Genomic DNA, 25,809 nt, shown 5'->3' on the forward strand with positions numbered 1-25,809 from the left:
AAACCCTGAGAGCCAGTGCGCGAGGGCGCTTCGAGAATGGCCCGATTCATTCTCAGAAGATGCCATCCGAAGGGTTCCCGACCATGCCGCACGCCACGCTCTCCCGCCGCCGTTTTTCCCTTGCCACGGCCGCCGCCGCTGCCAGCCTCGCCGCACCGTCTTTCGCGCAGAGTGCGTGGCCGAACAAGCCGATCCGCATCGTCGTGCCCTACACGCCGGGCGGCTTCACCGACCAGATGGCGCGGCTGGTGCAGGCCGGCCTGCAGACGCGGCTCGGCCAGCCCGTGGTGATCGACAACAAGCCCGGTGCCAACAGCCTGATCGGCGTCGATGCCGTGGCCAAGGCCGCGCCCGACGGCAGCACCTTCGGCGTCGTCATCGCGGCCTACACGGCCAACACCACGCTGTACCCCAAGCTGCCCTACGACCCGCGCAAGGACCTCGTGGGCGTGTCGCTCATGGGCGTGTCGCCGCTGCTCGCGGCGGTGAACAACGATGCGCCGTTCAAGACCGCGCGCGAGCTCATCGACTACGCGCGCGCGCATCCCGGCAAGATCAGCTTTGGCTCGTCGGGCAACGGCTCGGCGGCGCACCTCACGAGCGAGCTGTGGAAGTCGCTCACGCAGACCTACATGATCCACATCCCGTACCGCGGCGCGGTGCCTGCGCTGACCGACCTGATGGGCGGGCAGATCCAGCTGTTCTTCGACGCGCCCACGGGCCTTATCAACCAGGGCAAGGCCGGCAAGGTGCGGCTGATCGGCGTGGCCGGCGACAAGCGCCTGCCGGCCGTGCCCGACGTGCCCACCTTCATCGAGCAAGGTTTTGCGGGCTTCACCGGCAGCACCTGGGCCGGCATGCTGGCGCCGGCAGGCACGCCGCGCGAGATCGTCAAGCGCATGTCCGAAGAGGTCGCGCGCATCATCAAGAGCGACGAGACGCGCGCCAAGCTCGATGCCATGGGCACCTTCCCCGCGGGCAGCACGCCCGAGGAGTTCGACGCCTTCATCGCGGCCGAGACCACCAAGTGGGGCAAGGTGATCCGCACCGCGGGCGTCAAGCTGGAGTGATCGCCCCTCGCTGCTTCAGGGCGCCAGCACCAGCACCTTGAACTGGCTGGGCACGATGCGCATGCCCACGATGTTGCAGCGGTTCTGCACCGCCAGGCTGGTCATGCGCGTGCAGGGCGTGCCCTTGAGCAGCACCGTGAACGCGCCCGTGATGTGGCGCGACGGCCCCATCACGGTCTGCGACACCACGCCCATCAGCACACCGGCGTTGTCGCCGTTGGTGATCGGCGTGGTGGTCGCCATGTTGTGCACGGGCGTGCCGCCGTACAGGATGTTCCAGGCGTTGGGCAGGGCCGTCGGCCCGAGCGCGATGTTGGGGTAGGGCACGGGCAGCGCGGGCGGTGTCTTGCAGACATCGGGAAACGCGAGGTCCATTCCCATCATCTGTGCGTTGGCGAACATGGCGAAAGCTCCTTTTTCTCTGTCTGCATCAACCCATGTGGATCTGTTCGGCGTCGACCTTCACCAGCGCCTGGCTGGTCACGAAGGTGTTCTTCGCGTGCAGGCGCAGGCTTTCCGAAGCCTGCATGTCGATCTGGCCCGCGCGCACCTGCTCGACCTCTTCGGTGAGGCGAAAGCTCGAGCGCGTGAGCAGGCTCAGGCGATCGAGCACGGTTTCGAGCGTACGGCCCACGAAGCGCGCGACCAGTGTGGTCACGCGCACTTCGGCGCCGCGGTAGGCCATGTCGGTGATGTCGACGGTGGCCTTGTCGGCCTGAAGTGCGAACGCAGAGGCTTGCAGCGCGATGCCACCGCGGCGCGAGCGGATCGTGAGGTCGCCGTCGCTCACGAGCTGCGACTGGCTGGGGTCCGCCTGCGTGACGACGGCGATGAGGAACAGCTGGTCGCGCTGCGGCCCGGCCACGAGCACGACGTCGCCCGTGTTGGGCTGGAGCAGGCAGCTCGCGGCGCGCGGGCAGTGCCAGGGCGCGCCGCCTTGCTGCGGCTCGACAACGAAGCGGCCGTCGGGCAGCGTTTGCACGACGGTGCCGAGCGCACTGCCGGTCCAGGGCGGGGCGGCGACCGACGGCAGCGGCTTGCGCAGCAGCGCGTGCATCTCAGTCTCAGGCGCAGTCGACGGCGGCAAGACAGGTTCGCGAACGGCGCGGTGGTTCATGGCGGGGTGTCCTGTGGATCGGTCGGCAGCGGCCGCCCGAAGGTGTCGCGGCCGGCGCGCTGCGGGCGGCTCGCGCGGGCCGCGGAAAAGCGCTCGGCCTCGAACAGCGCCGGGTCGCTGTCGAGCACGCCGAGGCGGTCGCTCCAGCGCACGCCGGTCTCGATCGCGCGGTGCATCTGGGTCCGATGGAAGGTGGCGCCGCGCAGGTCGGCCTCGCTGAGGTCGGCGTACGAAAAGTCCGCGTACACGAGGTGGCTGCGGGCGAACGCGGTGCGGCGGCAGCTCGCGCGATGGAACACGCACTGTTCGAGCCGCGCGTCCGACAGGTCGGCATCGTCGAGCCGCGCACCGACCCACAGGCTCTGGTCGAAGTGCCCGCCGCGCGCATCGGCCCGGCGCAGGTCGGCTTCAGGGAACAGGCACTGGGGCGCCTGCACGCCCGACAGCACCGCGCCTTCGAGCTTCGCGCCCTTGAAGTTGCACTGGCTCAGCCGTGCACCGGCGAAGTTGCAGCCCGTCAGGTCGGCATCGATGAACTGGCAGAGATGAAAGGACTGAGTCGAGAAGTCCTGCCCCGCGAGGTCGGCCTCGCCGAAGATCACGTTGTGGAAGCTCGCACCCCGGAAGTGCGTGCCGCGCAGCGCCGCGCGGTAGAAGACGGTGGTGTTCAGCGCCACGGCGTCGAAGCGCGTGCCGTCGAGGCGGCATTCGCCGAACACCGACTTGGTGAGGTCCGCGCGCTCGAAGCCCGCGCCGTCGAGCGTGCTCTGGTGAAAGGTGGCCTGGCCCGCCTGCGCTTCGGCCATGTCGGCACCGCACAGGTCGGCTTCGTTGAAGACCGCGTGCGCCATCGCCGCTGACCGCAAGTGCGCGAGGGGCAGGGCGCATCGGTTGAAGGCGGCGTGCTGCAGGTCGGCGGCGTCGAGCACCGCGTCGTCGAAGCGGCAGCTGTCGAACACCGACTCTGTCAGCAGCGCCGCATGCAGGTTCGCACGACGGAAGTCGCAGGCGCCGAAGCTGCCGCCACGCAGGTCCATGCCGTCGAAGTTCATGCCCTGGAAGTCCTGGTCCTGGATGTGTTCGCCGCCGCGGATCTTCGCTGCCAGCTCGGCCGGCGTCATCGGGCCGAATCCGCGGCGCGGCGCGGGAGGGTCTTGGCCTGTTCGAGGTACGCGCCGTGCGTGTCGGTCACGCTGTCGATCAGGGTCTGCGAGACGTCGGCGCGGAACAGGTTGGCCTCGCGCAGGTCGGTGCGGACCAGGCGGGCTTTCTGGAGGCTGGCATGCATGAGGTTGGCGCCGCGCAGCGAGGCCTGCGTGAAGTCGGCGCGGATGAACAGGCTTTCGGGCGCATCGCAACCGCTGAGGTCGGCGCCCGTGAGGCTGCAGGCCGACAGGTCGCAGGTGTCGAGCGTGGCGCGCACGAAGCGCGCGCCGTCCAGCGGCATCTCGCGCAGGCCGCATTGCACCAGCGTCGCGTCTACGAAGTCCATGGTGCGCAGGCTGCTGGTGCCGACGAAGCAGGTGGTGTGCAGGGTCGCGCCGCGAAAGGCGATGCCGGTGTCGCCCGGCGTGTGGGCCCAGGCGCAGGCTTCGAGCCTGGCGCCACTGAAGTCGAGCCGCTCGGCGATGCACGCGATCAGCCCGACCTTGTGGAGCACGGCGCCGCGAAAGCTGCAGTCTTGCAGGCGCGTCTGCTCGAGGAAGGTCACGTAGGAGAAGCGTGCGGCGTCGAAGCGGCAGTGCGAAACCTGCAGGCCGAGCACGGCCAGGTGTTCCAGCGAGGCTTGCGAGAAGTCGCAATGGTCGAGTTGCGTCTGCTCGAGCGTGGTGTGGTGCAGTTGCGCGCCGGCGAACACGGTGTGGATGCACTGGGCCAGGCTGAGGTTCGCACAGTGCAGCACGCAGCCCGCGAGCGACGCGCGCGACAGGCGCGCACGCACGAGCACGGTCTCGGTGGCATCCGCGCCATCGAGCCGGGCGCCTTCGAGGTTCGCGTGTTCGAGCAAGGTGCGGTGCAGCCGCGCACCGCGCAGGTCCATGCCCGACAGGTCGGCGCCCGTGAGGTCCATCTCCGAGAGGTCGCGCGTGGTGGCCATCACGTCCAGTACGCGTTGGCGTGCCTCGGTGGCGCGTTCGCCTTCGAGCACGTCGGCCGGCGACTGGTGCTGCGCGCCCATGCGGTACATGTCGATCAGCCCACGCTGGCCTTTCTCGACCACCTCTGCGAAGGCCTGCTGCTGCGCGGGCGGCAGCGCGGCCGTGCCCGTGGCAGCGGCGATGCCGAACATGCCCTGCAGCACGGTCTGCGCATCGAAGACGGGCGGGCCCTTGGTCGTGGTGCGGTCGATGCGCGAGACCAACTCTGCGGAGTCGAAACCGACCTGGCGTGACTCGGCCGCGTTGAGTTGCCCCGCACGTTCCAACTCGCGCCGACCGTCTTCGAGCGCCTTGCGTTGGTCCTCGGTGAAGCGCCGCGTGCGCTCGACGAACTCGGGCAGCTCGGCGAGCGTCGGCATCTTTCGGAACGGTTCGGGCATCGGCCGTTCGCGCAGCAGGCGCGGATCGTGACCGGCCTCGCTCGCCTTCTGCATCATGTCCGCGCGCAGCCGGTCGCCGCGTTCGCGCATGTTGCGCACGAGCGCGGATTCCTCGCCGTCGTCCAGCGTGTCGAGCCAGGGGCCGATGGCCTGTGCGGGCAGCAGTTCGTCGTCGCGGGCCGCATGCAGCGCGCCGGTCTCGGGATCGCAGCGGCGCTGGAGGAGGGCGAAGTAGTGCGCCAGCGGGCGCGGCGCATCGCTTGCGGCTTCAATCGCCGGCATGACATGCGTCACATCGTCGGCGTCGTCTTCCACGATGTCGATCTCGCCGTGGTGGATCAGCGCCACCTGTCCGCGGTGCGGAAAGAACCACGCCGTGGTCAGGCGCATGGGCACTTCGTCGAACTGCTCGGGCTCGCGGCCGCGACCGCTCCGTCGCGCGATGAAGGCGCGCGCACGCCAGTCGGGCAGGCGCCCGCGCTGCACCGGCTGCGTCGGGTGCATGTGCCAGATTTCATAGGGCGTGCCACCGGGGATGTGATCGCGCGCGGGCCAGCGCTGCTGCGGCGGCGCGGCGTTGAAGAAGCGCCAGTCCATGTCCTCCGAGAAACCGGGGAACAGGTGCTCGCGCCAGTGGCCGTCGTACTGGCGGCCGATCAGGCGCATGCGGCTGGGCCGCGTCAGGTCGATCGCGCCGAAGCCGGCCGGCTCGATCTCGCGGTCGGGCCGGTCGATGCGCTGCTTCGGGTCTTCGATGTTGGCCAGGCGCTGCACCTGCAGGCCGTTGACGATCTCGTGCGCATGGCCGACGCCCTGCGGGTTCTCGGCGAAGCCGGGGCCGCCATAGGCGCGTGTGGCGTCGAGCCGCATCGACTCGAAGGGTCGTGGCGCAGTGGCGCGGCCATCGAGCCAGAAGCGATCGCCGAACACCAGCAGTTGGCGAGAGAGTTCACCCACGCGCATCGCGACGGCGCAGGCGGTCTTGTCGTCCCGATGGTGCGTGTAGGCGTGGCCGGTGGCCAGGAATTCGGCGTGGGGTTTGGGAATGCCCAGGTCGATGGCGCCCGTGGGGCCGAGCTCTTCGGCGGCGATCTTCCAGAACTCCGGCTCGGGCAGCAGAACGGGCGCGGCGTCCATCGACACCATGCCCATCAGCGTGACGCCCAGGCGTTGCTGGCGGCCCCGCAGAAAGGGGCGCGTGATGACGCTCAGCCGCAGCGGCTTGACGGTTTTCAAGGCGCGGCTAGCTCCGTGCAGGCGCCATTTCGAGCGGCGTGCGCTGCCGGTCGACCGACACCACGTCGGGATGTGCCGGGTCCTGGACCAGGTGCAGCGTGGCGCCCGGCACCGCGAGGCGGGGCAGCAGCAGCTCGTCGACCAGCGTGCGCAGCACCACGGTCGGCACCGGCGACGTCGGCGGCATCTGCAGCGTGAATTCGAGCGCAACCATGCACTGGCCATGGCTGCCCGGGCTCGTGAGCTGGTGTTCGGAGCGCCGCACCTGTGCCACGACGCCGTGCGTGGCCACGCCCGCAAAGCCCAGGCGCTTGCCGATGCGCCGCTCCTGCGTGTACTTGCGCTGCTCGCGCGTGGCCGTGACGACCACCGCGACGCCGGCCAGCAGCGCCCCGCCCATCATCACGGCGAAGACGCTCCAGAGGATTTGCTCCCAGACGGCCATCGATCGGTGGAAGCTCAGACCTTGACGGTCATCGCCTTGGCGGCGAAGGCCAGGCCGCCGCTCGCGATCTTCATGCCGATGTTCGCGACCTTGAGGTACTTTCCCTCGATCTCGGTCGCGGAGTTCTGCGAGCGGAACACCGCCACGTCGAGCCGTATGCCCGAGAACTGCGAGTTGAGGAGGTAGTTCTGCTGGCGCAGTCCCCACAGGTCGAGCGCCACCCCGACCGCCGAGAAACGCGCCCCCACGCCGCCCGCGCGGTACCAGCGCCAGTCGTTGCTCTTGGCGTAGTTGTTGATGTAGGTCTTCGAGTTGTTCGTGTAGTCGTTCGTGATGTTCTTGTAGGTGTTCGACGTCGTGTTGTAGACGTTGGTGTTGATCACGTGCTGCGTCGTGTTGTGGATGTGGTTCGTGGTGTTGAAGGTCACGTCCGGCGAGGTGTGCACGGTGGGTCCGGTCACCGTGGTGTTCGACGGACCGTTGACGAGCACGGTGTTCGACGTGTTGATGGTGTCGTTGCGGCCCGCGCTCACGAAGCGGATTTCCTGCCCGTCGATGGTGCCGTTGAAGCCGCCGCTGATCGCGAGCGTCACGCCGCCGGAGATGGTGTCGTTCAGCCCGCCGCTGAGCGTGCGCGTCTTGCCGCCCGTGATGCGCTGCGTCACGCCGCCGCTCACGGTTTCGCTGAAGCCGCCGGTCACGTCGCGCGTGTCGCCGCCGGTGATGGTCTCCGTCGCGCCCGCGGTGATGTCGCGCGTCTCGCCGTCCTGGTAGGTGGCCGACTCGTGGCCCTTGATGAGGGTGGTGCGCGTGCCGTCGGTGGTGTGGGTTTCGTCGGCTTCCACTTCGACGTCGAGGTTGCGCTCGGCGTGCAGCAGGATCTGCTCGGCGCCCGCGCGGTCTTCGAAGCGCAGCATGTTGGCCTGGTTGGCCGCACCGCCGGTGCTGGAGCGCGTGAGGATGCCGCTGGCCGTGGCGTTCGCGGGCAGTTCCCACGGCGGCATCTGGTCGCTGTTGTAGACGCGGCCGGTGATGATGGGGCGGTCGGGCTGGCCGCCGATGAAATCGACGATCACTTCCTGGCCCACGCGCGGCATGTGCATGGTGCCGTAGTTGGCACCGGCCCAGTTGCTCGACACGCGCACCCAGCACGAGCTGTTTTCGTCCGACTTGCCGTAGCGGTCCCAGCGGAACTGCAGCTTCACGCGGCCGAAGCGGTCGGTCCAGATCTCTTCAGGACCGACCACGGTGGCGGTCTGCGGGCCGTTGGTGCGCGGGCGAGGCGTCTTCCGCGCGGGGCGGTAGGGCACGCCCGAAGGCAGCACGGTGAAGTCGAACTCGCACACCGATTCGCTGCTGCCGCCGCTCGAGTACTCGGGCTCGCGCAGGTCGTAGCGCGTTTCGGTGACGAGGTACTCGCGGTTGTCGGCCTCGCGCGGGCAGTGCGTCATCTCGAACAGGTGGCCCGGCGCCATGCCCACCACGTTGGTGTGGCCCGAGGCCAGCTCGTGCGCGCACTGCAGCTCCTGCAGGCGGATCTTCGCGTAGGCGTCGCCTTGCTGGTGCTCGCTGTAGCCGCCGAGCCATTCATAGACCTCGTAGGTCGCGTGCTCGTGGCCCTTGGGGTCTTGCTGCACGCTTTGCAGCGAGGCGCGCGACTTCTTGAAGTCGAAGTCGTCGAGCATCACGCGGCCCGAGGTGATCTGCTCGGCCACGCGCCAGCGGTCGATGCAGGGTTCCAGCGCATTCACCACGCGGTCGCGCGGACGGTACGGAATGCGGGCGTGGCCCGGCAGCTTGGCGTAGCCGCCCGCGTCGTCGGCCAGCACCAGCAGGTGCGAGCCGTTGCTGTGCTCGAAGTGGTAGGCGATGCCTTCGTGCTCCATGAGACGGCTCACGAAGGCGAAGTCGCTCTCCTGGTACTGCACGCAGTATTCCCACGGGCGGTAGTTGCCGGTGAGGCGCTTCTCGAACTCGAAACCGTATTTGCCCAGCACCGCGTCGAGCACCTCGGGCACGCTCTGGTTCTGGAAGATGCGGCAGTCGGTGGTGCGCGTGAGATACCAGAGCCACGGCTGCACGAGCGCGCGGTAGATGTAGTGGCGGCCGGTTTCATTGGCGCGTCCGACCAGCTCGAAGCGCACCACGGTGCCGTTGAGGTAGCGCGGCGCGCCGTCGTCGGCAATGGCCAGCGTGAGCGAGGTGCCGAGCAGGCGCTTCAAATCGAGGTTGAAGCTGGTGCTGACCATGTCGACCTCGAACTCGAAGAGTTGCGAGAGTCCTTCGTGCCCCCGCATTGCGCGGAACTTGAGCTGCTCGGGGCTCAGGACGGTATGGACTTGAACGGTACGCGGCATTCGGCACTTCCCTGACCCCTCGGGCTTTCACGGATGCGAAGCCTCTGCAGATGGGGCTGGGACAGTATGAAAACGCCGCGTGTCATGTCCATGACGCGCCCATGCAAAAGGCCGTCGAAACGGCCTTTTACAAACGGGAATGCACGCCTGCGCGGCAGGAGTGATTCAAACGTTTTACATCGACGCTTCGAGCATGGCCTTGTAGTCGTCGCGCGTGGCCAGCCGTGGGTTGGTCTTGTGGCAATGGTCGGCCATGGCGCCGTCGATGATCTGTTCGAATATCGCGGGCGTCACGCCCACTTCGGCCAGGCCGGCGGGCAGGCCCAGGCGTGCGTTCATGTCGCGGATCGCATCGCCGAGGTCACCGGCCGAATCCAGGTGCATGGCCTGCGCCATGCGCTGCAGGCGCTGTTCTTTCTGCACCGACTCGGCGCCGGCGTTGAAGTGGATCACCGCGGGCAGGAAGAGGGCGTTGAGCGTGCCGTGGTGCAGGCGCGGATCGACGCCGCCCAGGCTGTGGCTCAGCGAGTGCACGCAGCCCAGGCCCTTCTGGAAGGCCATGGCGCCCTGCATCGACGCGCTCATGAGGTTGAGGCGCGCCTCGCGGTCGCTGCCGTCTTTGGTCGCGCGTTCGATGTGGCCCCAGGCGCGCTCCAGGCCGTCGAGGCCGATGCCGTCGGCCGGTGGGTTGAAGGCGGCCGACATGAAGGTTTCCATGCAATGCGCAATGGCGTCCATGCCGGTCGCGGCCGTGAGGCGGGGCGGCAGGCCGAGCGTGAGCTCGGGGTCGCAGATGGCGGCCTTGGGCATGAGGAACCAGCTGTGGAAGCCCAGCTTGCGGTGGTCGTCGACGATGACGATGGCGCCGCGCGCCACTTCGCTGCCGGTGCCGCTGGTGGTGGGCACGGCAATGAGCGGCACCGCGCGCTCGGTGATCTTGGGCGAGCCGCCTTCGATGGTGGCGTAGGTCTTGAGCGGGCCTTCGTGCGTGGCGGCGATGGCCACGCCCTTGGCGCAGTCGATGGCCGAGCCGCCGCCCACGGCGATGAGGCCGTCGCAGCGGCCGCTGCGGTAGAGCTCGACGGCGGCGCGCACGGCGGCCTCGGTCGGGTTGGAGGGCGTCTGGTCGAACACCGAGACCTCGAGATCGGCGATGGCGTCGAGCGCCTTCTGCAGCACGCCGGCCGCGCGCACGCCGGCGTCGGTGACGATCAGGGGGCGGTTGATGCCGACGCGCGCGCACTCGCTCGACAGGAGCTTGATGGCGCCGAATTCGAACTGGATCTGGGTGAGGTATTGGATGAGGGCCATGAGGGTGAACGCCCGAGGGCAGTACGATTGCTGACCGTTCGAATCTAACAAGAGGGGACATTCTTGCCCACCAACAAAACCCTTGCGTCTGTCGCCCTCGGCACAGTGCTGCTGGCAGCCTCCGCGCACGCCGCGTGCCTCAGCGACACCCAGGTGGCCGACTTCGCCGCCGCGCAGGCGGCACGCACGCCCGCCGCCGACATCGAGAACCTCGACGAGGCCGACGCCGCCTGCACGCGCGCCAAGCTCAACGTGCTGCATGCGCGCAACCTGGGCGACGTGGTCGGCTACAAGGCCGGCCTTACCAACCCCGCGGTGCAGAAGCGCTTCAACTACGACCAGCCGGTGTGGGGCGTGCTCTACCAGCGCATGCTGCTCGACAGCGGCGCGGTGGTCGATGCGGCCTTCGGCGCGCGGCCGCTGTTCGAGGCCGACATGCTGGTGCGCGTGAAGAGCGCCGACATCCACAAGGCCAGGACGCCGGCCGAGGTGCTGGCCAACATCGACCAGCTGATTCCCTTCATCGAGCTGCCCGACCTCGCGGTGCAGACGCCGTCCAAGCTCAACGGCCCGGGCGTGGCCGCGATCAACGTCGGTGCGCGGCTCGGCGTGCGCGGCCTGCCGGTCGATGTGCCGACGACCACTGACGGCCAGTCCTGGATGCTCGAGAGCCTGCGCGACATGCGCGTGGTCATGAAGGACGGGCAGGGCAAGGAGCTGGCCACCGGCAAGGGCTCGGACATCCTCGAGCACCCGCTCAACGCCGTGGTGTGGCTGGCCGGCGCACTGGCCAAGGAAGGCATCGCGCTGAAACCGGGCGACCTGATCAGCCTGGGCTCGTTCTCGCCGCTGCTGCCGCCCAAGGCCGGGCTGACGGTGGTGGTGAGCTACGAGGGGCTGCCGCGCATGCAACCGGTGGTGGTGTCTTTCAAGTGAACGCGCCCACGACAACGAACAACCGCCTCACGCAGCCCGCACTCACCGCAAAGATGGCCGGCGTGGTCGAGCGCATGGGGCGCGCGGGCCATCCGCCGCTCGACCGCCTCACGCCCGACGAAGCCAAGGCCTCGTACGAAAAGGGCGCGGGCGTGCTCGAAGTGCCCAAGCCCGAGCTGGCGCGCATCGAAGACTTCCACATCGCCGCGCGCGACGGCCATGCCATTCCCGCGCGGCTGTATGCGCCGTCGGCCGAGGTGCTGCCGGTGCTCGTGTACTTTCACGGCGGCGGCTTCACGGTCGGCAACATCCGCACGCACGACACGCTGTGCCGCGTGCTCAGCCTCAAGAGCGGCTGCGCGGTGGTGTCGGTCGACTACCGGCTCGCGCCGGCGCACAAGTTTCCGACCGCATCGAACGATGCCTGGGACGCCTTCCAGTTCGTCGCCACGCAAGGCGCGAGCCTCGGCCTCGACGGCACGCGCCTCGCCGTGGGCGGCGACAGCGCCGGCGGCACGCTGGCGGCCGTGTGCGCGATCCTGGCGCGCGATGCAGGCCTGCCGGTGGCGCTGCAGCTGCTGATCTACCCCGGCATGGCCGCGCACCAGGACACCGACTCGCACCGACGCCACGTCGACGGCCCGCTGCTGACCAAGGCCATGATCGACTTCTTCTTCGGCCAGTACGTGAACACGCCGGCCGACCGCGACGACTGGCGTTTTGCGCCCTTGCTGGCCGACGACGTCGACGGCGTGGCACCGGCCTGGATCGGGCTGGCCGAGGCTGACCCGGTGGTCGACGAAGGCATCGCCTACGCCGACAAGCTGCGCGCCGCGGGCGTGGCGGTCGACCTGGAAATCTACCGTGGCGTGATCCACGAATTCATCAAGATGGGCCGGGCGATTCCCGAAGCGCTGCAAGCGCAGAACGACGCGGCCCGCGCACTGAAAGAGGCATTGACCCCATGAGCGACCACACCAACGACACCCCCGTGCGCGCGGACTTCCGCTTCTTCCACCGACTGCGCGTGCGCTGGGCCGAGGTGGACATGCAGAAGATCGTCTTCAACGCGCACTACCTGATGTACTTCGACACCGCCATCGCCGACTACTGGCGGGCGATGGCGCTTCCTTATGAAGAGGCCATGCTGGAACTGGGCGGCGACCTGTACGTGCGCAAGGCGACCATCGACTTCCGCGCCTCGGCGCGCATGGACGACGTGATCGACGTGGGCATGAAGTGCGCGCGCATCGGCAACTCGTCGATCGTGTTCCAGGGCGGGCTGTTTCGCCAGGACCAGTTTTTGGTCGGCTGCGAGCTCGTCTACGTGTTTGCAGACCCGGCGACGCAGACCTCGAAGGCGGTGCCTGTGGCCCTGCGCGAAACGCTGACGGCCTTCGAGGCCGGGGAGCCGATGCGCACCGTCGAGACCGGCGACTGGGCCGCACTCGGCGAAGGCGCGAGCGCGCTGCGCCGCGCCGTGTTCATCGAAGAGCAGAACATTCCCAAGGAGCTGGAGTGGGACGCGCACGACGCCGTCGTGCTGCATGCGGTGGCGCGCAACCGCATCGGGCAGGTCATCGGCACGGGCCGGTTGCTGGCGGCCGAAGACGGTGTGTCGCACATCGGCCGCATGGCGGTGCACCGCAGCCTGCGCAGCGGCGGCCACGGCGCGGCCGTGGTGCAGGCGCTGGAAGACGCGGCCCGCGCACGCGGCGACCGCGAGGTGGCGCTCAACGCGCAGCGCAGCGCCGAGCGCTTCTATGCGCGGCTCGGCTACGCGGTGCACGGCCAGCCTTTCGAGGAAGCCGGCATTCCGCACATCGAGATGCGGCGCGCGCTGCGCTGAGCAAGCCGATCAGTAGCGGGCTGGCGGGTCCGGCACGTAGCCCGGGTCCGAGCCCGGGAACGGCGACGGGCCCGACGGGCGCGGCCAGCGCTGCGGCATCGGAATGACGCCCGCGGCGACCAGGTTCTCGCGGCTGTCGTAGCGGATGCGGATCACCTCGTCGGGCTGAGAACTCGCACGCTCGAAGGTCGTCTTGCCGACGTAAGAAGTCTCGCGCCGTCCGTGCGCCGTGCCCAGGCTCGGGCTGGGCGCCGACTGGCGGGCCATGGCGCCGGCCGACGACTCCGAGGCCATGTCGGCGCTGCCGGCGGGCGGAGCCGCCTTGGCGCGTGCATCGCCCATCGACGACGGTGGCGGCGGCGCCTCGCTGCGCCGCTCGCGGTTGCTGTTGCTGTATTCGTCGCGCGACGGATAAGGCGTCACGACCGGCGGTTCCGGCCGGCGCTCGCGGAACATCGCGACGCCGATCACGCCCACGTCGTCGGGGCGGCCCGTGCGGCTCGCGTAGGAATTGCCTGCGGCGGCGAACTCGAAGGCCGCGATCTGCGAGTCGCTCTTGCGCCAGCCCGTGATGTCGCTGCGCTCGCGGGGGCCGAACACATAGCCGTTCTGGCCGATGCCGGCGGTTTCGCCGGTGACGACGTTGACGCCGTCCACCGACATCACGGCCATGACGCGTTCGCCCATCGCGTTGCGCGCCCGGATCGCATAGCGTGCGCCGGGCCGGCCGGCCACCCAGTACTCGCCGCGGTGGCGGTAGATCGGCAGCTCGGCGCCGTTCGTGCGGTCGACGATGCTGATGTGCATCAGGCCGCCGATGCGGCTGGCCGGTGGCGGCGCGTACGGCCGGACAACCGGGCTTTCCGCCCCCGCCGACAGCGCGGTCAGGGCCAGGACGGTGGAAAGAAGAAGTCTGCGCTGCATCATGGTGGCTTCCTTGCCAGGAGTGGATCGATGCAGGCTTCTACGGCGGGGCCTCGCGAACGGGGTTAAGCGCCGCGCAAAAAAAAATGGCGCTGTCAGTAAGACAGCGCCAAGCGCCCCCGGAAACAAAACAGGGACGCAGGGGGAATCAGACGTCTTCGAGCAGCGGGTACGGCAGCGGGTCGATCGACAGCACCGGCCCGTCGGGCGTGCCGGCGTGCAGGCCGCCGGCCTCGAGCGCGGCGATCTGGATGGAGATGAGCGCCGACCAGCCGCCGTCGGGCGCGGGCGCGGCCTGCGCCACGGTGCCCACGGGCTGTTCGGCGTCGTTGGCCGCAAACACCTCCTGGCCCGCGGCCAGCGGTGCGTCGGTCTGCGCGATGTAGGTGCGGCGCTTGAGCGTGCCGCGGAACTGGCTGCGCGCCACGATTTCCTGACCGGGGTAGCAGCCCTTCTTGAAGTTCACGCCCCCCACCGACTCGTAATTGATCATCTGCGGCACGAAGGCTTCGATGACCGGCGTGGTCAGCGTGACGATGCCGCTGCGCACCTCGCTCCACGGCCACAAGGCGGCGTCGAGCGTCGGGCCCACGGGCGCCTTCTGGCCGGTTGGGGCGATCCACAGCGCGCGCGGCACGCCGTCGGCGGGGTAGAGCGACACCACGCTGATGTCTTCGCCGATGGCCGTGCGGCGACCGGGCGGCAGGGCCGCGTCGAGGCCGTTGGCGGTCAGGGCGGTGCCGGCCAGGCCGTGCAGCGCGAACTGCTCGGTGGCGTCGGTGAGCTTGACCTTGGCGCGCAGCACGTACATCGACAGGCGCTTGAGCGTGGCCGCGAGGATGTCGCGGCTGCACACCAGCAGGATGAGTTCGGGTTGCGGCCGGATGCCGATGAAACTGGCGATCACGCGGCCCTTGGCCGTGCAAAGCGCCGCCAGGCGGGCCTCGGTGGCCCCGAGCAGAGAAAAATCCTGCGTGAGCTGGCCGTGCAAGAAGCTGGCGGCATCGGGGCCTTCGGCGCGAATCACGCCGAGGTGGGGCAGGGTGCTCACCCCGTTGAGAACGACTGTGGTCATCGCTGAATTATCATGGCCGTGCCTGTTCCTTCGGGGCGGCAGGGATTCCCCGTCGCAGCGATGGGGCCGGTCTTTCCCGCGGGTCTGTGTGCGTTCTCTTTCAGGCCTTTTTCTTTCTCCGTCCTTTTCCTCGGATTCGTGCGCAGCTTCTTCCTCACGCTCTTCCTGCTCGTGGCCCTGGCCGTTCTGGCGCTCGGCGGCGCCGGTCTCTGGTGGGTGCACCAGCCGCTCAAGTTGCCGACGCCCAGCGTCGACCTGTCCGTGGAGCCCGGCACCACGCCGCGCGGCATCGCCCAGGCCGTGGCCGACGCGGGTGCCGACGTGCAGCCCCAACTGCTGTACTGGTGGTTCCGTATCTCGGGGCAAGACCGCCAGATGCGCGCCGGCAGTTACGAACTGGAACGCGGCGTCACGCCCAAGCTGCTGCTCAACATCCTGGTGCGCGGCGAAGAAGCCACGCGCAGCGTGGTGCTGGTCGAAGGCTGGAACATCCGCCAGGTGCGCGCCGCGCTCGCCAAGGCCGAGCAGCTCAAGCCCGAAAGCGTGGGCATGACCGAAGACGCATTGATGGCCGCGCTGGGCAAGCCGGGCGTGCACCCCGAAGGCCGCTTCTTCCCGGACACCTACACCTACTCGAAGGGCTCGACCGACATCGCGCTGCTGCAGCGCGCCATGCGGGCCATGGACAAGAAGCTCGAAGCCGCCTGGGCGGCCCGCGCAGCCGATCTGCCGCTTAAATCGGCCGATGAAGCGCTGATTCTGGCCAGCATTGTCGAAAAGGAGACAGGCAAGGCCAACGACCGCTCAGAGATTGCCGCTGTCTTCACGAATCGGCTGCGCGTCGGCATGCCGCTGCAGACCGACCCGACCGTGATCTACGGCATGGGCGCCACCTTCGACGGCAACCTGCGCAAGCGCGACCTGCAGACCGACACGCCCTGGAACACCTACACCCGCGGCGGCCTGCCGCCCACGCCGATCGCCATGCCCGGCAAGGCTGCGCTGCTGGCGGCGGTTCAGCCGGCGCAGAGCAAGTCGCTGTACTTCGTGTCGCGCGGCGATGGCACGAGCCAGTTCAGCAGCTCGCTCGACGACCACAACCGCGCGGTCAACCGCTACCAGCGTGGCGGTGGCAGCAGCTCCCAACCCAAGGCGACCCAATGAGTGACTCAGGCCTGTTTCTGACGCTGGAAGGCATCGACGGCGCGGGCAAGTCCAGCCACCTCGACGCGCTGGAAGCCCGCTTCCAGGCGCAGGGCCGCACGGTGGTGCGCACGCGCGAACCCGGCGGCACGCCGCTGGCCGAAACGCTGCGCGGGCTGGTGCTCGAACAGCCGATGAACCCGCTGACCGAATCGCTGCTGGTGTTCGCGGCACGCTGCGACCACATCGCGCAGGTCATCGAACCGGCGCTGGCGCGCGGCGAGGTCGTGCTGTGCGATCGCTTCACCGACGCCACCTTCGCCTACCAGGGCGCGGGACGCGGCTTCGACACCGCCGTGCTCTCGACGCTCGAGCAGTGGGTGCAGGCGGGCCGGGCCGGTGTGCCGGCGTCGCAACTGCTGCAGCCGCAACTGACCGTGTGGTTCGACCTCGCCCCCGAAATCGCCGCCCAGCGCCTGGCCGGCGCGCGCGTGCCCGACAAGTTCGAGGCCCAGCCGGTCGAGTTCTTCCGCCGCGTGGCGCAGGGCTATGCGGCCCGCGCCGCCGCCGATGCGTCGCGCTTCGTGCGCATCGACGCCAGCCAGGCCCGCGACCAGGTCTGGCAGCAGATCGACACGGCGCTGGTGGCGCGCGGCGTGCTGTCGCCGGTGCAGGGAGCCGCCCGATGAGCGAGCCGGTGAACACATTGACGCCCTGGCTGCGCCAGCCGCTCGCCGAACTGCTGCGCCAGCGCGGCCATGCCTGGCTGCTGCAAGGCCCGTCGGGCATCGGCCAGTACGAACTCGCGCTGGCGCTCGCCGCCGCCTGGCTGTGCGAGCGGCCGGTGGAGGAGGGCGGTGCCGCCTGCGGCCACTGCCCCAGCTGCCACGCCATCGAGGTTCGCACCCACGCCGATTTGTGCGTGCTGATGCCCGAAGTCGCCATGGGCGAACTCGGTTGGCCGCTCGACGAAAAAGCCCAGTCCGACATCGACGACAAGAAGCGCAAGGCCAGCCGCGAGATCCGCGTCGAAGCGATGCGCGACGCGGTCGGCTTTGCGCAGCGCACGAGCGCGCGCGGCCGCGGCAAGGTCGTGCTGGTGTATCCGGCCGAGCGCATGAACACCATCACTGCCAATGCGCTGCTCAAGACGCTCGAGGAGCCCGTCGGCGATGTGCGCTTCGTGCTAGCCAGCGAGGCCGCGTGGCAGCTGTTGCCGACCATCCGCAGCCGCTGCCTGGGCTTCACGCTGCCGTGGCCCGAAACCGCCGAGGCCGAAGCCTGGCTGGTGGCACAAGACGTGCCGCCCGCCGATGCCGCGCAGTTGCTGCGTGCCGCGGGCGGACGGCCCAGCGATGCGCTGCGGCTGGCACGCTCGGGCCAGTCGCCCAAGGCGTGGTCGCTGCTGCCCAAGGCCGTGTCGCGCGGCGACGTGGGCGCGCTGGCCGACCAGGCGCCGGCCCAGGCCGTCGTCGCGCTGCAGAAGCTCTGCCACGACCTCATGGCCGTGGGCCACGGCGCCGAACCCCGTTTCTTCGACGCGGCCGACCTGCCGCCGGTGCCGCACAAGCTGGCGCTGGCGCGCTGGTCGAAATCGCTCGCCAGCGCCGCGCGAACCGCCGAACATCCGTTCAACGCCGGCCTCATGCTCGAAGCGCTTGTGAGCGAAGCGCGAAGCACCCTAAACTCTGCCGCTCGCCGCCCATGAACCCACCTGCCGCGCCTGTTCCAGCCTCTGCCGCCGCTGCCGCGTTGTCTGCCACGCCGGCCCGGCCGAGCGTCATCCAGCTCGCCATCAAGGAAAAGGGCGCGCTCTACGCGGCCTACATCCCGCTGTTTGCCGAAGGCGGCATCTTCATTCCGACCACGCGCGAGTACCGGCTCGGCGACGACGTCTACGTGCTGCTCACGCTGCCCGAAGACCCGCAGCGCTACCCGGTCGCCGGCAAGGTCGCCTGGATCACGCCGGCCCGTGCCGCCGGCAACCGGGCGCCGGGCGTCGGCGTGCGCTTTCCGTCAGACGAGAAGTCGCGCCAGCTGAAGGCGCGCATCGAAGCCGCGCTCGGTGGCTCCATGGCCTCCGACCGCGCGACCCAGACCATCTGAGTTCTTTCTCCGCCGCGCCTCGTGGCGCGGAACTCCGGACACGGCGCGATCTCCCACAGGCGCGCCGCACTTCACCCTTTCCGATGTTCACCGACTCCCACTGCCACCTGACCTTTCCCGAGTTCGCGGACCAGATGCCGCAGATTCGCGCTGCCATGGCCGCCGCCAAGGTCGACCGGGCGCTGTGCATCTGCACCAAGCTCGAAGAGTTCGACGACGTGCAGGCCCTGGCCGCCCGCTACGACAACTTCTGGGCCAGCGTGGGCGTGCACCCCGACAACGAGGACATCGCCGAACCCACCGTGGAAGACCTGGTGCGCCTGTCGGCCCGGCCGCGTGTCGTGGCCATCGGCGAAACCGGCCTCGACTACTACCAGATGGAAGAACGCAAGGGCGGCCGCAGCATCGCCGACATGGAATGGCAGCGCGACCGCTTCCGCGTGCACATCCGCGCCGCACAGCAAACGCGCAAGCCGCTCATCATCCACACCCGCGACGCATCGGCCGACACGCTGGCGATCCTCAAGGAGGAGGGCGAAGACGGCGCGGGCAGGGCGGCCGGCGGCGTGTTCCATTGCTTCACCGAAACCGCCGAGGTGGCACGCGCCGCACTCGACCTGGGTTTCTACATTTCCTTTTCGGGCATCCTGACCTTCAAGAAGGCCCAGGACCTGCGCGACGTGGCGGCTTTCGTGCCGCTGGACCGCATGCTGATCGAGACGGACAGCCCGTACCTCGCGCCCGTGCCGTACCGCGGCAAGACCAACAATCCGTCGTATGTGCCCTTCGTGGCGCAACAGATCGCCGAACTGCGACACGTGCCCGTAGAGGACATCGCCAAGGCGACAAGCGACAACTTCGAAGCTTTGTTCAGGGAAGTCAAATTATGAAAAACTACTTTAAGAAGTCGATATATCTTGTTGTCATGGCTGCATCTTTTGCAGCGCATGCCGGGTCGTTTGAAGACTTTTTCCGGGCCGTGCGCGGCGACAACGCCAGTGGTGTCCGCACCCTGCTGAACCGCGGTTTCGACCCGAATACACGCGACGAGAACGGCCAGACCGGTTTGATGCTCGCGCTGCGCGAGCCGTCGCCGAAGGTCGTCCAGGTGTTGATGGAATCGCCGCAGCTCAACGTCGACCTGGCCAACGCCAAGGACGAAACGCCGCTGATGCTGGCGTCGATCAAGGGCCAGCAAGACCTGGTCGTGCAACTGCTCAAGCGCGACGCCGCCGTCAACAAGACCGGCTGGGCGCCGCTGCATTACGCGGCCAGCAGCGGGCAACTGTCGATCATGAAACTGCTGCTCGAGAACCACGCCTTCATCGACGCCCAGTCGCCCAACGGCACCACGCCGCTGATGATGGCCGCGATGTACGGATCGAACGACGCCGTGAAGCTGCTGCTGGCCGAAGGCGCGGACACGGCGATGAAGAACCAGCTCGGCATGACGGCGGTCGACTTTGCGGTGAAAGCGAATCGGACGGAGTCGGCGGAGCTGATCAAGGCGGCTGGGGATGCGAAGGCGAATGCGGTGAAGGCGGTGCCGAAGGACGGGAAGTGGTGAGTGCCTGCGGGCCTCAACAATCCTGACGAAAAAGAGGCTGCACACGGTCGCCCAGGTAGCCGGACAACCACGTGGAGTGTTCCTCAAGGCTCACTACCGGGATACGGTGTCCCAGCCACAAGGACTTCTCATCGCGTCCTGGCTGGCGCGTGACCACACTCAGATGGCCCACGGTGGCGTTGGCGGTGAGCGTGGTGGGAGTCACTGAGCGGATGGACTCAAACGGGACCACGGTGGTGCGCGGCTTTCGCAGCGGCGCCATCTCGACGTAACTCAGCTGCTCGGTTTTCCCATCGAATCGGAAGGCAACGATTGTTTTTCTCGAGGCCAAGACCAGAACGATGAGCCCCGCGAGGCCACTCGTTCCGAACAGTGGAAACCAGATCATCGGGTCCGCAAACACGCCGGATGAAAAAGTGTTCACGCCTTTCGCGAGTGAGGCGACGCTCGCCAGACCCAGCCCGAAAAGATAGACGGGGGTGACGATGAAAAGCGCTGCCAGGGAGACGGCAACCGCCATCAACAGGGAAAAACGCGCGGTCGATTCTTCTGCGTCTGATTGCCAGGAAAAACAGGGGCTGATCTCTTTGCTGCTTCTGCGAGATGCCCGTCGATCGGCGGACGTCCGTTTCATCGGCTGAGCAGCCCATCTGGCATGACCATCGATGACTCGCGTCGCTCGGTAAGGGCGTTTGATGCCGACGGAGATTCTTCGACAGGTTGAAAGGCTGACAGGCTCATGGATCTGACTGGAGGCTTTGGGCTTTCTCGAACTGTACGTCAGCCTGCATTTAATGGACACAATGTGCATTATGTAAAATCACATAATCCAAGGCCAAGGTTCAAATCCACAAAGGTGGGATTCAAGAAGCTGACGGCCGCACGCCGCAAACCTGATCAGGCCGCTCTCACGGGACTGCATCCGTACTACCAGCCGGACGCCGTAGTCCAAAGCGTTCACTTCAACGGGGTTACGCAGGACAATGTCACGTTGATGGCGTAGCGGCGACGCCTCCAAGTCCCGCTTGAATCGCACGTTCAGGAAGCGGCTTCATGGAACAACGGCTGGACTGGGCCCTTGCGGCCTGCTCACGCATCCTGCGACCCGTGGTCAGGCTCGCCCTCGCGATGGGGGTCAAGCATCCCCACCTGGAGGAGTTGTTGCGCGACCTGCTGATCGAGGAAGCCCAGCGCTCGTGGCGGACCCAGGGCGTTCCCAAGCCCAACCTGAGCCAGCTGTCCGTCACGACGGGCCTGAACCGCAAGGCGGTGACCGCCAAGGTCCGCTCCACCGGCGACCCCCTGCCCCACACCGAACTGTCGGCCGCTGCCAAGACGTTCACGCTGTGGCTGCAGATGCTCACCGAAGACGCCTCGTTCCGGCGCCTGCCCGTCACGGCGGGACACACAGCGCCCTCGTTCGAGGCGGTCGCGCGCCTGAGCAGCCGCGGCAATGTTCACCACCGCACGATCCTCGACGAGTTGATCCGGTTGAACATGGTGACCGAAAACGAAGGCGTGGCCGAACTCACCACCGACGGTTTCGTGCCCGTGCAAGACCTGCAATCGATGCTGGCTTTCCTGGGCGACAACGGGCGGGACCATCTGCTGGCGGCTGTCGCCAACACGCTGGGCGAGCAGCCCCGCATGCTCGAGCGCGCGGTGTACGCGCGCGGGCTGTCGCTGAACGATTGCGAACAGATCCACCGCCTGGTGCGAGAACGCTGGTCCGCCCTGCATCACGACCTCGCGCAGGAAATGGCGCAGGCGGTCAGTCGTGCGCCGGCCCGCGCCAAGGGGCGAATCCGGGTCGGCATCTACACGTACTACGAAGACGAGGGCACACCGTCCACGTCCACGTCCACGTCCTCTGAAAGCGAGCGCACATCATGAGCACGATGAAGACACCCCGCCGGCTCATGCTTGGCTTGTTATCTGTCGGACTCACGGCCTTGTTGATGTCGTGCGGAGGCGATGGCCGCGGGTCGGCAACGCACCAGAGCGTGGGAACGGGCACCGCAATCGGCGGCGACAGCCCGGGCGGCGCGGGCACGGGTTCAGGCGGGGATGCGACCGGGACCGGTGCAGGCACCGGCACGGGCTCTGGCGACACCGCCGGCAACAGCAACACCGACGGCTCCGGTGTCGGTTCGGGCGGCACCGGCGTGACGGCGGACGCCGCGGGCATCGGCGCGGCGGACGGCCTGGGCAGCATCATCCTGAACGGCCTGCGCTACACGACGGGCACCGCAACGATCACCGTCGAGGACGCCACCGAACTCCAGATCGGCATGAGCGCGCGGGTCGCCGGCAAGGTCGACCCCGACTTCACCCGCGGCATTGCGACGCAGGTCGTGTCGGGGGCCGAACTGCGCGGTGCCGTCTCACGCATCGACGTGGGAACCGGCAGCTTCGTCGTGATGGGCATCCGCGTGAGCATCGATTCGGCCACGGTCTGGGCCGACGCGAGCGGGCTCGCCAGCGTGGCTGACGGCAGCCTCATCCAGGTGTGGGGCCTGCCCGGCGCGCCCGGCACGCTGCGCGCCACCCGCGTGCAGATTGCGCCCCCACTGACCGCCCCGCTGGTCACGGCCGCCGTCCAGAACCTCGATGCAGCGAACCAGACTTTCATGCTCGGCGAGCTGACCGTCAACTACAGCGGCGCCAGCTTCGCGGGCATCGACGCCTCCTCGCTGGCCAACGGCGGCATCGTGCGCGCCCGGGGCACGGCCGCGCCGATCGGGAATGCGTTCGCGGCGACCAAGGTGGAGGGCTGGTACGCGATACCGGCGAGCAACGGCATCGCGCTCCAGCTCGCGGGGGTCATCACCGATTTCGCCTCGCGCGGCGCCTTCGAGGTGCTGGGCACGCCGGTGGACGCCACCAACGCATTGATCACGGGCGGCCCCGTCGCTTCGCTCGGCAACGGCGTGAAGGTGGAGGTCGACGGCTTCATGTCCGGCGGCGTGCTGGTGGTCAAGAAGCTGCGCATCCGGCATGTGCCGGGGACGGGCGGGCCGGCCTCGTTCATGCTCATCGGCGCCATCGGCAGCTATCTCTCCCCTGCCAGTTTCAGGGTCCAGGGCCAGCCGGTGGACGCCAGTGGCCCGGGTACCGTGTTCGAGAACGGTACCGCTGCAAACCTGGCCAACGGCCGGAGCGTGACCGTCGTGGGAGACCGCGTGATCAACGGCATCCTGATCGCCCAGCGGGTGAAATTCACCCCTTGAAGCAGCGGCAGAGCGCCCCGCGCCTGATCGCACCGCCCGTCCCTCCTCTCTGGCGGGGCGTTCCCCCATTCGGCTCGACCTCGCCACTCCGCGGTGGCTGTGTGCACGCGGGCCATCTAGCACCTTTGGCCATCTATCGCCAAATTCGTGGCGAAAGTACGAAAAAGGGACTAAAGTGAAAAAATCACATTTTTCACATTGGTGGCTTCCGTGTCTGTTCCTGCGAGTTCAGTGCGACCGTTGCTCCCCGCTGGTACCGCAGGCCGATGCCTGATGGGTGCCACCCCTTGCGGGGCTGCGCATCGGATGACTGTTCGTTGCCGGCGCAGCCGGCACCGCTGACACTGCGAGGAGCACCGCATGCCGCTCGTCCTTCTTCTTCGGCTTCTGAACAAGCGTTTTCCGGTCATGCTCACTGCGGAAGCAGACATCCGGCACGCCTCGGTGCTGGTCGCCACCGGACTCATCGAAGCCGAGTTCCACGTCGACAACTTCGGTTACCAGCGGTACGAAAGCGCCCAGGTCTTTGCCATCACGGACGAAGGCCATGCGGAGGCCGCCACGCTGTGCGGCGGCGGCGCTTCGGTTCATGAAGAACGCCCGCAATGGAGCGTGATGCCGCTCGACTACCTGCGCAGGATCGGCAACTCGACCTTTCCCCTCCACACCGAGGACCCGTCGGAGATCAACTCCGTGGCGGTTCTTGAAGCCGCCGGCATGGTGGAAGCCACCCTCCCCCCGATCTGCCGCGCACGGCAGAAGCTGCGGCAGGCCACCGTTCTGCGGGTCACGCCCCTGGGACGGACGGCGCTGGTGCCACGGCGAACCTGAATCCCGGCCCGAGTCGCGCGGCATGCCGGTCCTGGCACGCTGATGGATGTGCGCGTCCGGCGCACACGCCCCATCGCCCTTCGCGCGCCCTCCCCCCTACCTCCATGAAACGGGTACCCGTTCGCCATGCAGCGGCCCCCGGTTGGGGCGGACGCTCCTCGTGCGGCGATCGAAAAGGCCCGTCGGCGACGCAAGTGCAACCAGGCGCAACAGACGTCACAGATCACCGGCAAGGTTCCTTTCGAAAACCAAAGCAGTAATGTGAAACCTTCACATACACGACGTCATCGGCAAGAAGAAATGAACGCCACGCTGTTACAGCCCGGTTTCGAACTTTGCGGCGCATGAACCCGTTCATGCGAAGGATGCCATTCCATGCGTGCCCCCGTCTCCGCCCCGAGCCTCGACAGCAGCCTGTCGACGGATGCCCTCATGGCCGCCCGGATGCGGCTCGTGCTGTCGATTTCGGCGGTGCTGGCGATGGCGGTCGATGCAGGGCCGGCCCGGCAACCGGTGGCCGGCGCGGTGTGGCTGGCCTTTTGCGGGTACCTCCTGCATAGCGTGCTGGTGCACGCCTGCACGCAGGGGGGCTGGCGTTATGTGCAGGGCAAGGCCGTCCACTGGACCGACGTGATGTGGTTCACGCTGATCGTCTTCGTGACGGGTGGCGTGCAGAGCCTGTTCTTCCTGTTCTATTTCTTCGCCATCCTGACCTCTTCGTTCCGCTGGGGCTTCGAGGAAGGCGCCCGCGTGACGGTGGTCTCGGTCGCATCGTTCGCCGCCTGCGGGCTCGGCACCAGCACCGGCGACGATGCCCCGCAGTTGCTGATGCGCACGACCTTCCTGCTGGCGCTGGGCCACATGATCGTGCACTGGGGCGGCTCCAAGCTCATCCTGCAGCGGCGCCTGGCCCTGCTGGGCGACATCAGCCAGCTGTCGAACCCGCGCTTCGGCGCGGGCCGCACCATCGCCCGCACGATGGAAAAGACGCTGGCCTTCTTCAGGGCCAGCCATTGCATCCTCATGATGCGCGACACCGCCACCGGCAACTGGACCCTGCGCACGCTGCGCAGGGACGACACGTGCGAGCACGTCGGTGTCGAGACGCTCGGGGGCATCGCCGACTCGCCGCTGATGGCGCTCGGGCATCCGCACACCGTGCTGAGAAACCGCCTGCCCTGGCCCCTGAACCTGTTCTTTGCACGCAGCCACATGCACGGACCCGGCACGACCGGCTGGCGCCCCGAGGACCGCGACGGCGCCCTGCGCAGCGCCGCCGTGGCCGCCATGCTCGAGGCCCGCGCGTTCATCAGCGCCGCGCTGCCGCTGCGCCTGGGCGAGGGGCGCGTGTTCATCTCGTCGCGCAACGGCCACTTCAGCAAGTCCGACGCGCTGTTTCTCGCGCATCTCATGGAGCAGATCTTCCCGGTCATCGAGACCATCGAGGTGCTCGACCGTATGGCCTCCGAAGCGGCCGCGACCGAGCGCCTGAAGATCTCGCTGGACCTGCACGACACGGCCGTGCAGCCCTACATCGGGCTGCGCATGGGCTTGTGCGCCCTGCGCAAGAAGGCCGCCGCCGACAACCCGCTGCTTGAGGACCTCGACAAGCTCGCCGAGGTGGCGAACGGCGTGATCGCCGACCTGCGGCGCTTTGCCGGCGCGGTCAAGGACGGCGCAGAAAGTTCGTGCGGGCTCGTGCTGCCCCAGCTCTACCGCCAGGCCGCCCGCATCCAGGGCCTCTACGGCATCGAGATTTCGGTCAACGTCGAAGGCCAGGTGCGCCTGGACGACCGCATGACCGCGGAGGTCCTGCAGATGGTGGGCGAAGGCCTCAACAACATCTGCAAGCACACGCAGGCGCGGCACGGCAGCGTGCGCATCGGCTGCCGCAACGGCTGCCTGCACCTGCGCATCGTGAACGAAGGCGGCGAAGAGAACTTCGCGGATTTCCGGCCCCGCTCCCTCAGCGACCGCGCCGCGGCGCTCGGAGGTCGCGCGCAGGTCAGCCGGTGCAGGGGCGGCGGCACCGAGGTGCTGATCGAGATCCCCATCTGAGCAAAAAAACACGAC

Annotated in this window: 24 protein-coding genes; 14 read left to right on the forward strand and 10 right to left on the reverse strand. The window is 68.2% G+C overall.

Going from position 1 to position 25,809, the window contains the following annotated elements; genetic code table 11:
• The first annotated feature begins 83 nt into the window (after positions 1-83).
• On the forward strand, positions 84-1,070 hold the full coding sequence (locus tag GFK26_RS24845; protein ID WP_153284316.1) for a tripartite tricarboxylate transporter substrate binding protein: 987 nt from the start codon (positions 84-86) through the stop codon (positions 1,068-1,070).
• A 15-nt stretch (positions 1,071-1,085) separates the two neighbouring features.
• Here the strand turns inward: GFK26_RS24845 and GFK26_RS24850 are convergent, their stop codons facing one another.
• From GFK26_RS24850 to GFK26_RS24880, 7 genes are all read right to left on the reverse strand, one after another.
• A complete protein-coding gene (locus GFK26_RS24850) occupies positions 1,086-1,472 on the reverse strand; it encodes a DUF4150 domain-containing protein (protein WP_056580973.1) in 387 nt (128 codons plus the stop codon).
• 28 nt (positions 1,473-1,500) lie between these two features.
• A complete protein-coding gene (locus tag GFK26_RS24855) occupies positions 1,501-2,127 on the reverse strand; it encodes a DUF3540 domain-containing protein (RefSeq protein ID WP_228121775.1) in 627 nt (208 codons plus the stop codon).
• A 56-nt stretch (positions 2,128-2,183) separates the two neighbouring features.
• Positions 2,184-3,308, reverse strand: a complete 1,125-nt coding sequence (locus tag GFK26_RS24860) for a pentapeptide repeat-containing protein (protein WP_153284318.1) — start codon at positions 3,306-3,308, stop codon at positions 2,184-2,186.
• Complete coding sequence (locus GFK26_RS24865) at positions 3,305-5,962, reverse strand: DUF2169 family type VI secretion system accessory protein (protein ID WP_153284319.1); 2,658 nt, start codon at positions 5,960-5,962, stop codon at positions 3,305-3,307. The genes GFK26_RS24860 and GFK26_RS24865 overlap by 4 nt, the downstream gene beginning before the upstream one ends.
• Positions 5,963-5,969: 7 nt before the next feature.
• The gene (locus GFK26_RS24870) at positions 5,970-6,407 is read right to left on the reverse strand and encodes a hypothetical protein (protein ID WP_153284320.1); all 438 of its coding nucleotides are present in this window, start codon (positions 6,405-6,407) and stop codon (positions 5,970-5,972) included.
• 14 nt (positions 6,408-6,421) lie between these two features.
• A complete protein-coding gene (locus GFK26_RS24875; protein ID WP_153284321.1) occupies positions 6,422-8,764 on the reverse strand; it encodes a type VI secretion system Vgr family protein in 2,343 nt (780 codons plus the stop codon).
• Between the two features lie 174 nt (positions 8,765-8,938).
• Positions 8,939-10,075: an iron-containing alcohol dehydrogenase gene (locus GFK26_RS24880; RefSeq protein ID WP_153284322.1), complete on the reverse strand. Its 1,137-nt coding sequence runs from the start codon at positions 10,073-10,075 to the stop codon at positions 8,939-8,941.
• 63 nt (positions 10,076-10,138) lie between these two features.
• Between GFK26_RS24880 and GFK26_RS24885 the strand changes: the two genes are divergently transcribed.
• Genes GFK26_RS24885 through GFK26_RS24895 form a run of 3 tightly spaced genes read left to right on the forward strand, consistent with a single transcriptional unit; the run spans position 10,139 to position 12,860 of the window.
• Positions 10,139-11,011 (forward strand): 2-keto-4-pentenoate hydratase, encoded by an 873-nt coding sequence (locus GFK26_RS24885; RefSeq protein WP_153284323.1) that lies wholly within the window; start codon positions 10,139-10,141, stop codon positions 11,009-11,011.
• A gap of 53 nt (positions 11,012-11,064) precedes the next feature.
• A complete protein-coding gene (locus tag GFK26_RS24890) occupies positions 11,065-11,979 on the forward strand; it encodes an alpha/beta hydrolase (protein ID WP_153286098.1) in 915 nt (304 codons plus the stop codon).
• The gene (locus tag GFK26_RS24895; RefSeq protein WP_153284324.1) at positions 11,976-12,860 is read left to right on the forward strand and encodes a YbgC/FadM family acyl-CoA thioesterase; all 885 of its coding nucleotides are present in this window, start codon (positions 11,976-11,978) and stop codon (positions 12,858-12,860) included. The genes GFK26_RS24890 and GFK26_RS24895 overlap by 4 nt, the downstream gene beginning before the upstream one ends.
• Positions 12,861-12,869: 9 nt before the next feature.
• Here GFK26_RS24895 and GFK26_RS24900 read toward each other — a convergent pair whose 3' ends face one another.
• Together GFK26_RS24900 and GFK26_RS24905 are read right to left on the reverse strand one after the other, a co-directional pair.
• Positions 12,870-13,784 carry a hypothetical protein gene (locus GFK26_RS24900; protein ID WP_153286099.1) on the reverse strand — a complete coding sequence of 305 codons (915 nt, stop codon included), beginning with the start codon at positions 13,782-13,784 and terminating at the stop codon, positions 12,870-12,872.
• 148 nt (positions 13,785-13,932) lie between these two features.
• On the reverse strand, positions 13,933-14,859 hold the full coding sequence (locus GFK26_RS24905; RefSeq protein WP_153284325.1) for a YgfZ/GcvT domain-containing protein: 927 nt from the start codon (positions 14,857-14,859) through the stop codon (positions 13,933-13,935).
• 138 nt (positions 14,860-14,997) lie between these two features.
• Between GFK26_RS24905 and mltG the strand changes: the two genes are divergently transcribed.
• From mltG to GFK26_RS24935, 6 genes are all read left to right on the forward strand, one after another.
• On the forward strand, positions 14,998-16,023 hold the full coding sequence (gene mltG / locus GFK26_RS24910) for an endolytic transglycosylase MltG (protein ID WP_153284326.1): 1,026 nt from the start codon (positions 14,998-15,000) through the stop codon (positions 16,021-16,023).
• Positions 16,020-16,691 carry a dTMP kinase gene (tmk, locus tag GFK26_RS24915; protein WP_153284327.1) on the forward strand — a complete coding sequence of 224 codons (672 nt, stop codon included), beginning with the start codon at positions 16,020-16,022 and terminating at the stop codon, positions 16,689-16,691. Before mltG ends, tmk begins: the two co-directional genes overlap by 4 nt.
• A complete protein-coding gene (locus tag GFK26_RS24920; RefSeq protein WP_153284328.1) occupies positions 16,688-17,710 on the forward strand; it encodes a DNA polymerase III subunit delta' in 1,023 nt (340 codons plus the stop codon). Before tmk ends, GFK26_RS24920 begins: the two co-directional genes overlap by 4 nt.
• Positions 17,707-18,108 (forward strand): PilZ domain-containing protein, encoded by a 402-nt coding sequence (locus tag GFK26_RS24925; protein ID WP_153284329.1) that lies wholly within the window; start codon positions 17,707-17,709, stop codon positions 18,106-18,108. The genes GFK26_RS24920 and GFK26_RS24925 overlap by 4 nt, the downstream gene beginning before the upstream one ends.
• 83 nt (positions 18,109-18,191) lie before the next feature.
• Positions 18,192-18,998 carry a TatD family hydrolase gene (locus tag GFK26_RS24930; RefSeq protein ID WP_153284330.1) on the forward strand — a complete coding sequence of 269 codons (807 nt, stop codon included), beginning with the start codon at positions 18,192-18,194 and terminating at the stop codon, positions 18,996-18,998.
• Positions 18,995-19,675: an ankyrin repeat domain-containing protein gene (locus GFK26_RS24935; protein ID WP_153284331.1), complete on the forward strand. Its 681-nt coding sequence runs from the start codon at positions 18,995-18,997 to the stop codon at positions 19,673-19,675. Before GFK26_RS24930 ends, GFK26_RS24935 begins: the two co-directional genes overlap by 4 nt.
• Positions 19,676-19,688: 13 nt before the next feature.
• On the opposite strand, the gene GFK26_RS24940 is transcribed toward GFK26_RS24935, so the two are convergent.
• A complete protein-coding gene (locus GFK26_RS24940; protein ID WP_153284332.1) occupies positions 19,689-20,309 on the reverse strand; it encodes a hypothetical protein in 621 nt (206 codons plus the stop codon).
• 419 nt (positions 20,310-20,728) lie between these two features.
• On the opposite strand from GFK26_RS24940, the gene GFK26_RS24945 reads away from it, so the two are divergent.
• The 4 genes from GFK26_RS24945 to GFK26_RS24960 all read left to right on the forward strand — a co-directional run bounded on the left by GFK26_RS24945 (position 20,729) and on the right by GFK26_RS24960 (position 25,794).
• Positions 20,729-21,568: a DUF6502 family protein gene (locus GFK26_RS24945; RefSeq protein WP_153284333.1), complete on the forward strand. Its 840-nt coding sequence runs from the start codon at positions 20,729-20,731 to the stop codon at positions 21,566-21,568.
• Positions 21,565-22,905 (forward strand): DUF5666 domain-containing protein, encoded by a 1,341-nt coding sequence (locus GFK26_RS24950; RefSeq protein ID WP_153284334.1) that lies wholly within the window; start codon positions 21,565-21,567, stop codon positions 22,903-22,905. Before GFK26_RS24945 ends, GFK26_RS24950 begins: the two co-directional genes overlap by 4 nt.
• 360 nt (positions 22,906-23,265) lie before the next feature.
• Entirely contained in the window at positions 23,266-23,736 is a 471-nt protein-coding gene (locus GFK26_RS24955; protein WP_153284335.1) for a hypothetical protein, read from the forward strand.
• A gap of 375 nt (positions 23,737-24,111) precedes the next feature.
• Positions 24,112-25,794 carry a sensor histidine kinase gene (locus tag GFK26_RS24960; protein ID WP_153284336.1) on the forward strand — a complete coding sequence of 561 codons (1,683 nt, stop codon included), beginning with the start codon at positions 24,112-24,114 and terminating at the stop codon, positions 25,792-25,794.
• Positions 25,795-25,809: the final 15 nt, after the last annotated feature.

It is taken from the genome of Variovorax paradoxus (genome assembly GCF_009498455.1).
In the GTDB taxonomy this organism is placed as follows: domain Bacteria; phylum Pseudomonadota; class Gammaproteobacteria; order Burkholderiales; family Burkholderiaceae_C; genus Variovorax; species Variovorax paradoxus_H.

What these genes read in the sequence shown, in the direction of transcription:
- GFK26_RS24930 (WP_153284330.1), top strand. Translation starts at nt 18,192, where the DNA reads ATGTTCACCGACTCCCACTGCCACCTGACCTTTCCCGAGTTCGCGGAC.
- GFK26_RS24875 (WP_153284321.1), bottom strand. Translation starts at nt 8,764, where the DNA reads ATGCCGCGTACCGTTCAAGTCCATACCGTCCTGAGCCCCGAGCAGCTC.
- GFK26_RS24855 (WP_228121775.1), bottom strand. Translation starts at nt 2,127, where the DNA reads ATGCACGCGCTGCTGCGCAAGCCGCTGCCGTCGGTCGCCGCCCCGCCC.
- GFK26_RS24905 (WP_153284325.1), bottom strand. Translation starts at nt 14,859, where the DNA reads ATGACCACAGTCGTTCTCAACGGGGTGAGCACCCTGCCCCACCTCGGC.
- GFK26_RS24945 (WP_153284333.1), top strand. Translation starts at nt 20,729, where the DNA reads ATGGAACAACGGCTGGACTGGGCCCTTGCGGCCTGCTCACGCATCCTG.
- GFK26_RS24890 (WP_153286098.1), top strand. Translation starts at nt 11,065, where the DNA reads ATGGCCGGCGTGGTCGAGCGCATGGGGCGCGCGGGCCATCCGCCGCTC.
- GFK26_RS24950 (WP_153284334.1), top strand. Translation starts at nt 21,565, where the DNA reads ATGAGCACGATGAAGACACCCCGCCGGCTCATGCTTGGCTTGTTATCT.
- GFK26_RS24935 (WP_153284331.1), top strand. Translation starts at nt 18,995, where the DNA reads ATGAAAAACTACTTTAAGAAGTCGATATATCTTGTTGTCATGGCTGCA.
- GFK26_RS24845 (WP_153284316.1), top strand. Translation starts at nt 84, where the DNA reads ATGCCGCACGCCACGCTCTCCCGCCGCCGTTTTTCCCTTGCCACGGCC.
- GFK26_RS24925 (WP_153284329.1), top strand. Translation starts at nt 17,707, where the DNA reads ATGAACCCACCTGCCGCGCCTGTTCCAGCCTCTGCCGCCGCTGCCGCG.
- GFK26_RS24895 (WP_153284324.1), top strand. Translation starts at nt 11,976, where the DNA reads ATGAGCGACCACACCAACGACACCCCCGTGCGCGCGGACTTCCGCTTC.
- GFK26_RS24940 (WP_153284332.1), bottom strand. Translation starts at nt 20,309, where the DNA reads ATGAAACGGACGTCCGCCGATCGACGGGCATCTCGCAGAAGCAGCAAA.
- GFK26_RS24920 (WP_153284328.1), top strand. Translation starts at nt 16,688, where the DNA reads ATGAGCGAGCCGGTGAACACATTGACGCCCTGGCTGCGCCAGCCGCTC.
- GFK26_RS24955 (WP_153284335.1), top strand. Translation starts at nt 23,266, where the DNA reads ATGCCGCTCGTCCTTCTTCTTCGGCTTCTGAACAAGCGTTTTCCGGTC.
- tmk (WP_153284327.1), top strand. Translation starts at nt 16,020, where the DNA reads ATGAGTGACTCAGGCCTGTTTCTGACGCTGGAAGGCATCGACGGCGCG.
- GFK26_RS24870 (WP_153284320.1), bottom strand. Translation starts at nt 6,407, where the DNA reads ATGGCCGTCTGGGAGCAAATCCTCTGGAGCGTCTTCGCCGTGATGATG.
- GFK26_RS24900 (WP_153286099.1), bottom strand. Translation starts at nt 13,784, where the DNA reads ATGCAGCGCAGACTTCTTCTTTCCACCGTCCTGGCCCTGACCGCGCTG.
- GFK26_RS24880 (WP_153284322.1), bottom strand. Translation starts at nt 10,075, where the DNA reads ATGGCCCTCATCCAATACCTCACCCAGATCCAGTTCGAATTCGGCGCC.
- GFK26_RS24960 (WP_153284336.1), top strand. Translation starts at nt 24,112, where the DNA reads ATGCGTGCCCCCGTCTCCGCCCCGAGCCTCGACAGCAGCCTGTCGACG.
- GFK26_RS24860 (WP_153284318.1), bottom strand. Translation starts at nt 3,308, where the DNA reads ATGACGCCGGCCGAGCTGGCAGCGAAGATCCGCGGCGGCGAACACATC.
- GFK26_RS24850 (WP_056580973.1), bottom strand. Translation starts at nt 1,472, where the DNA reads ATGTTCGCCAACGCACAGATGATGGGAATGGACCTCGCGTTTCCCGAT.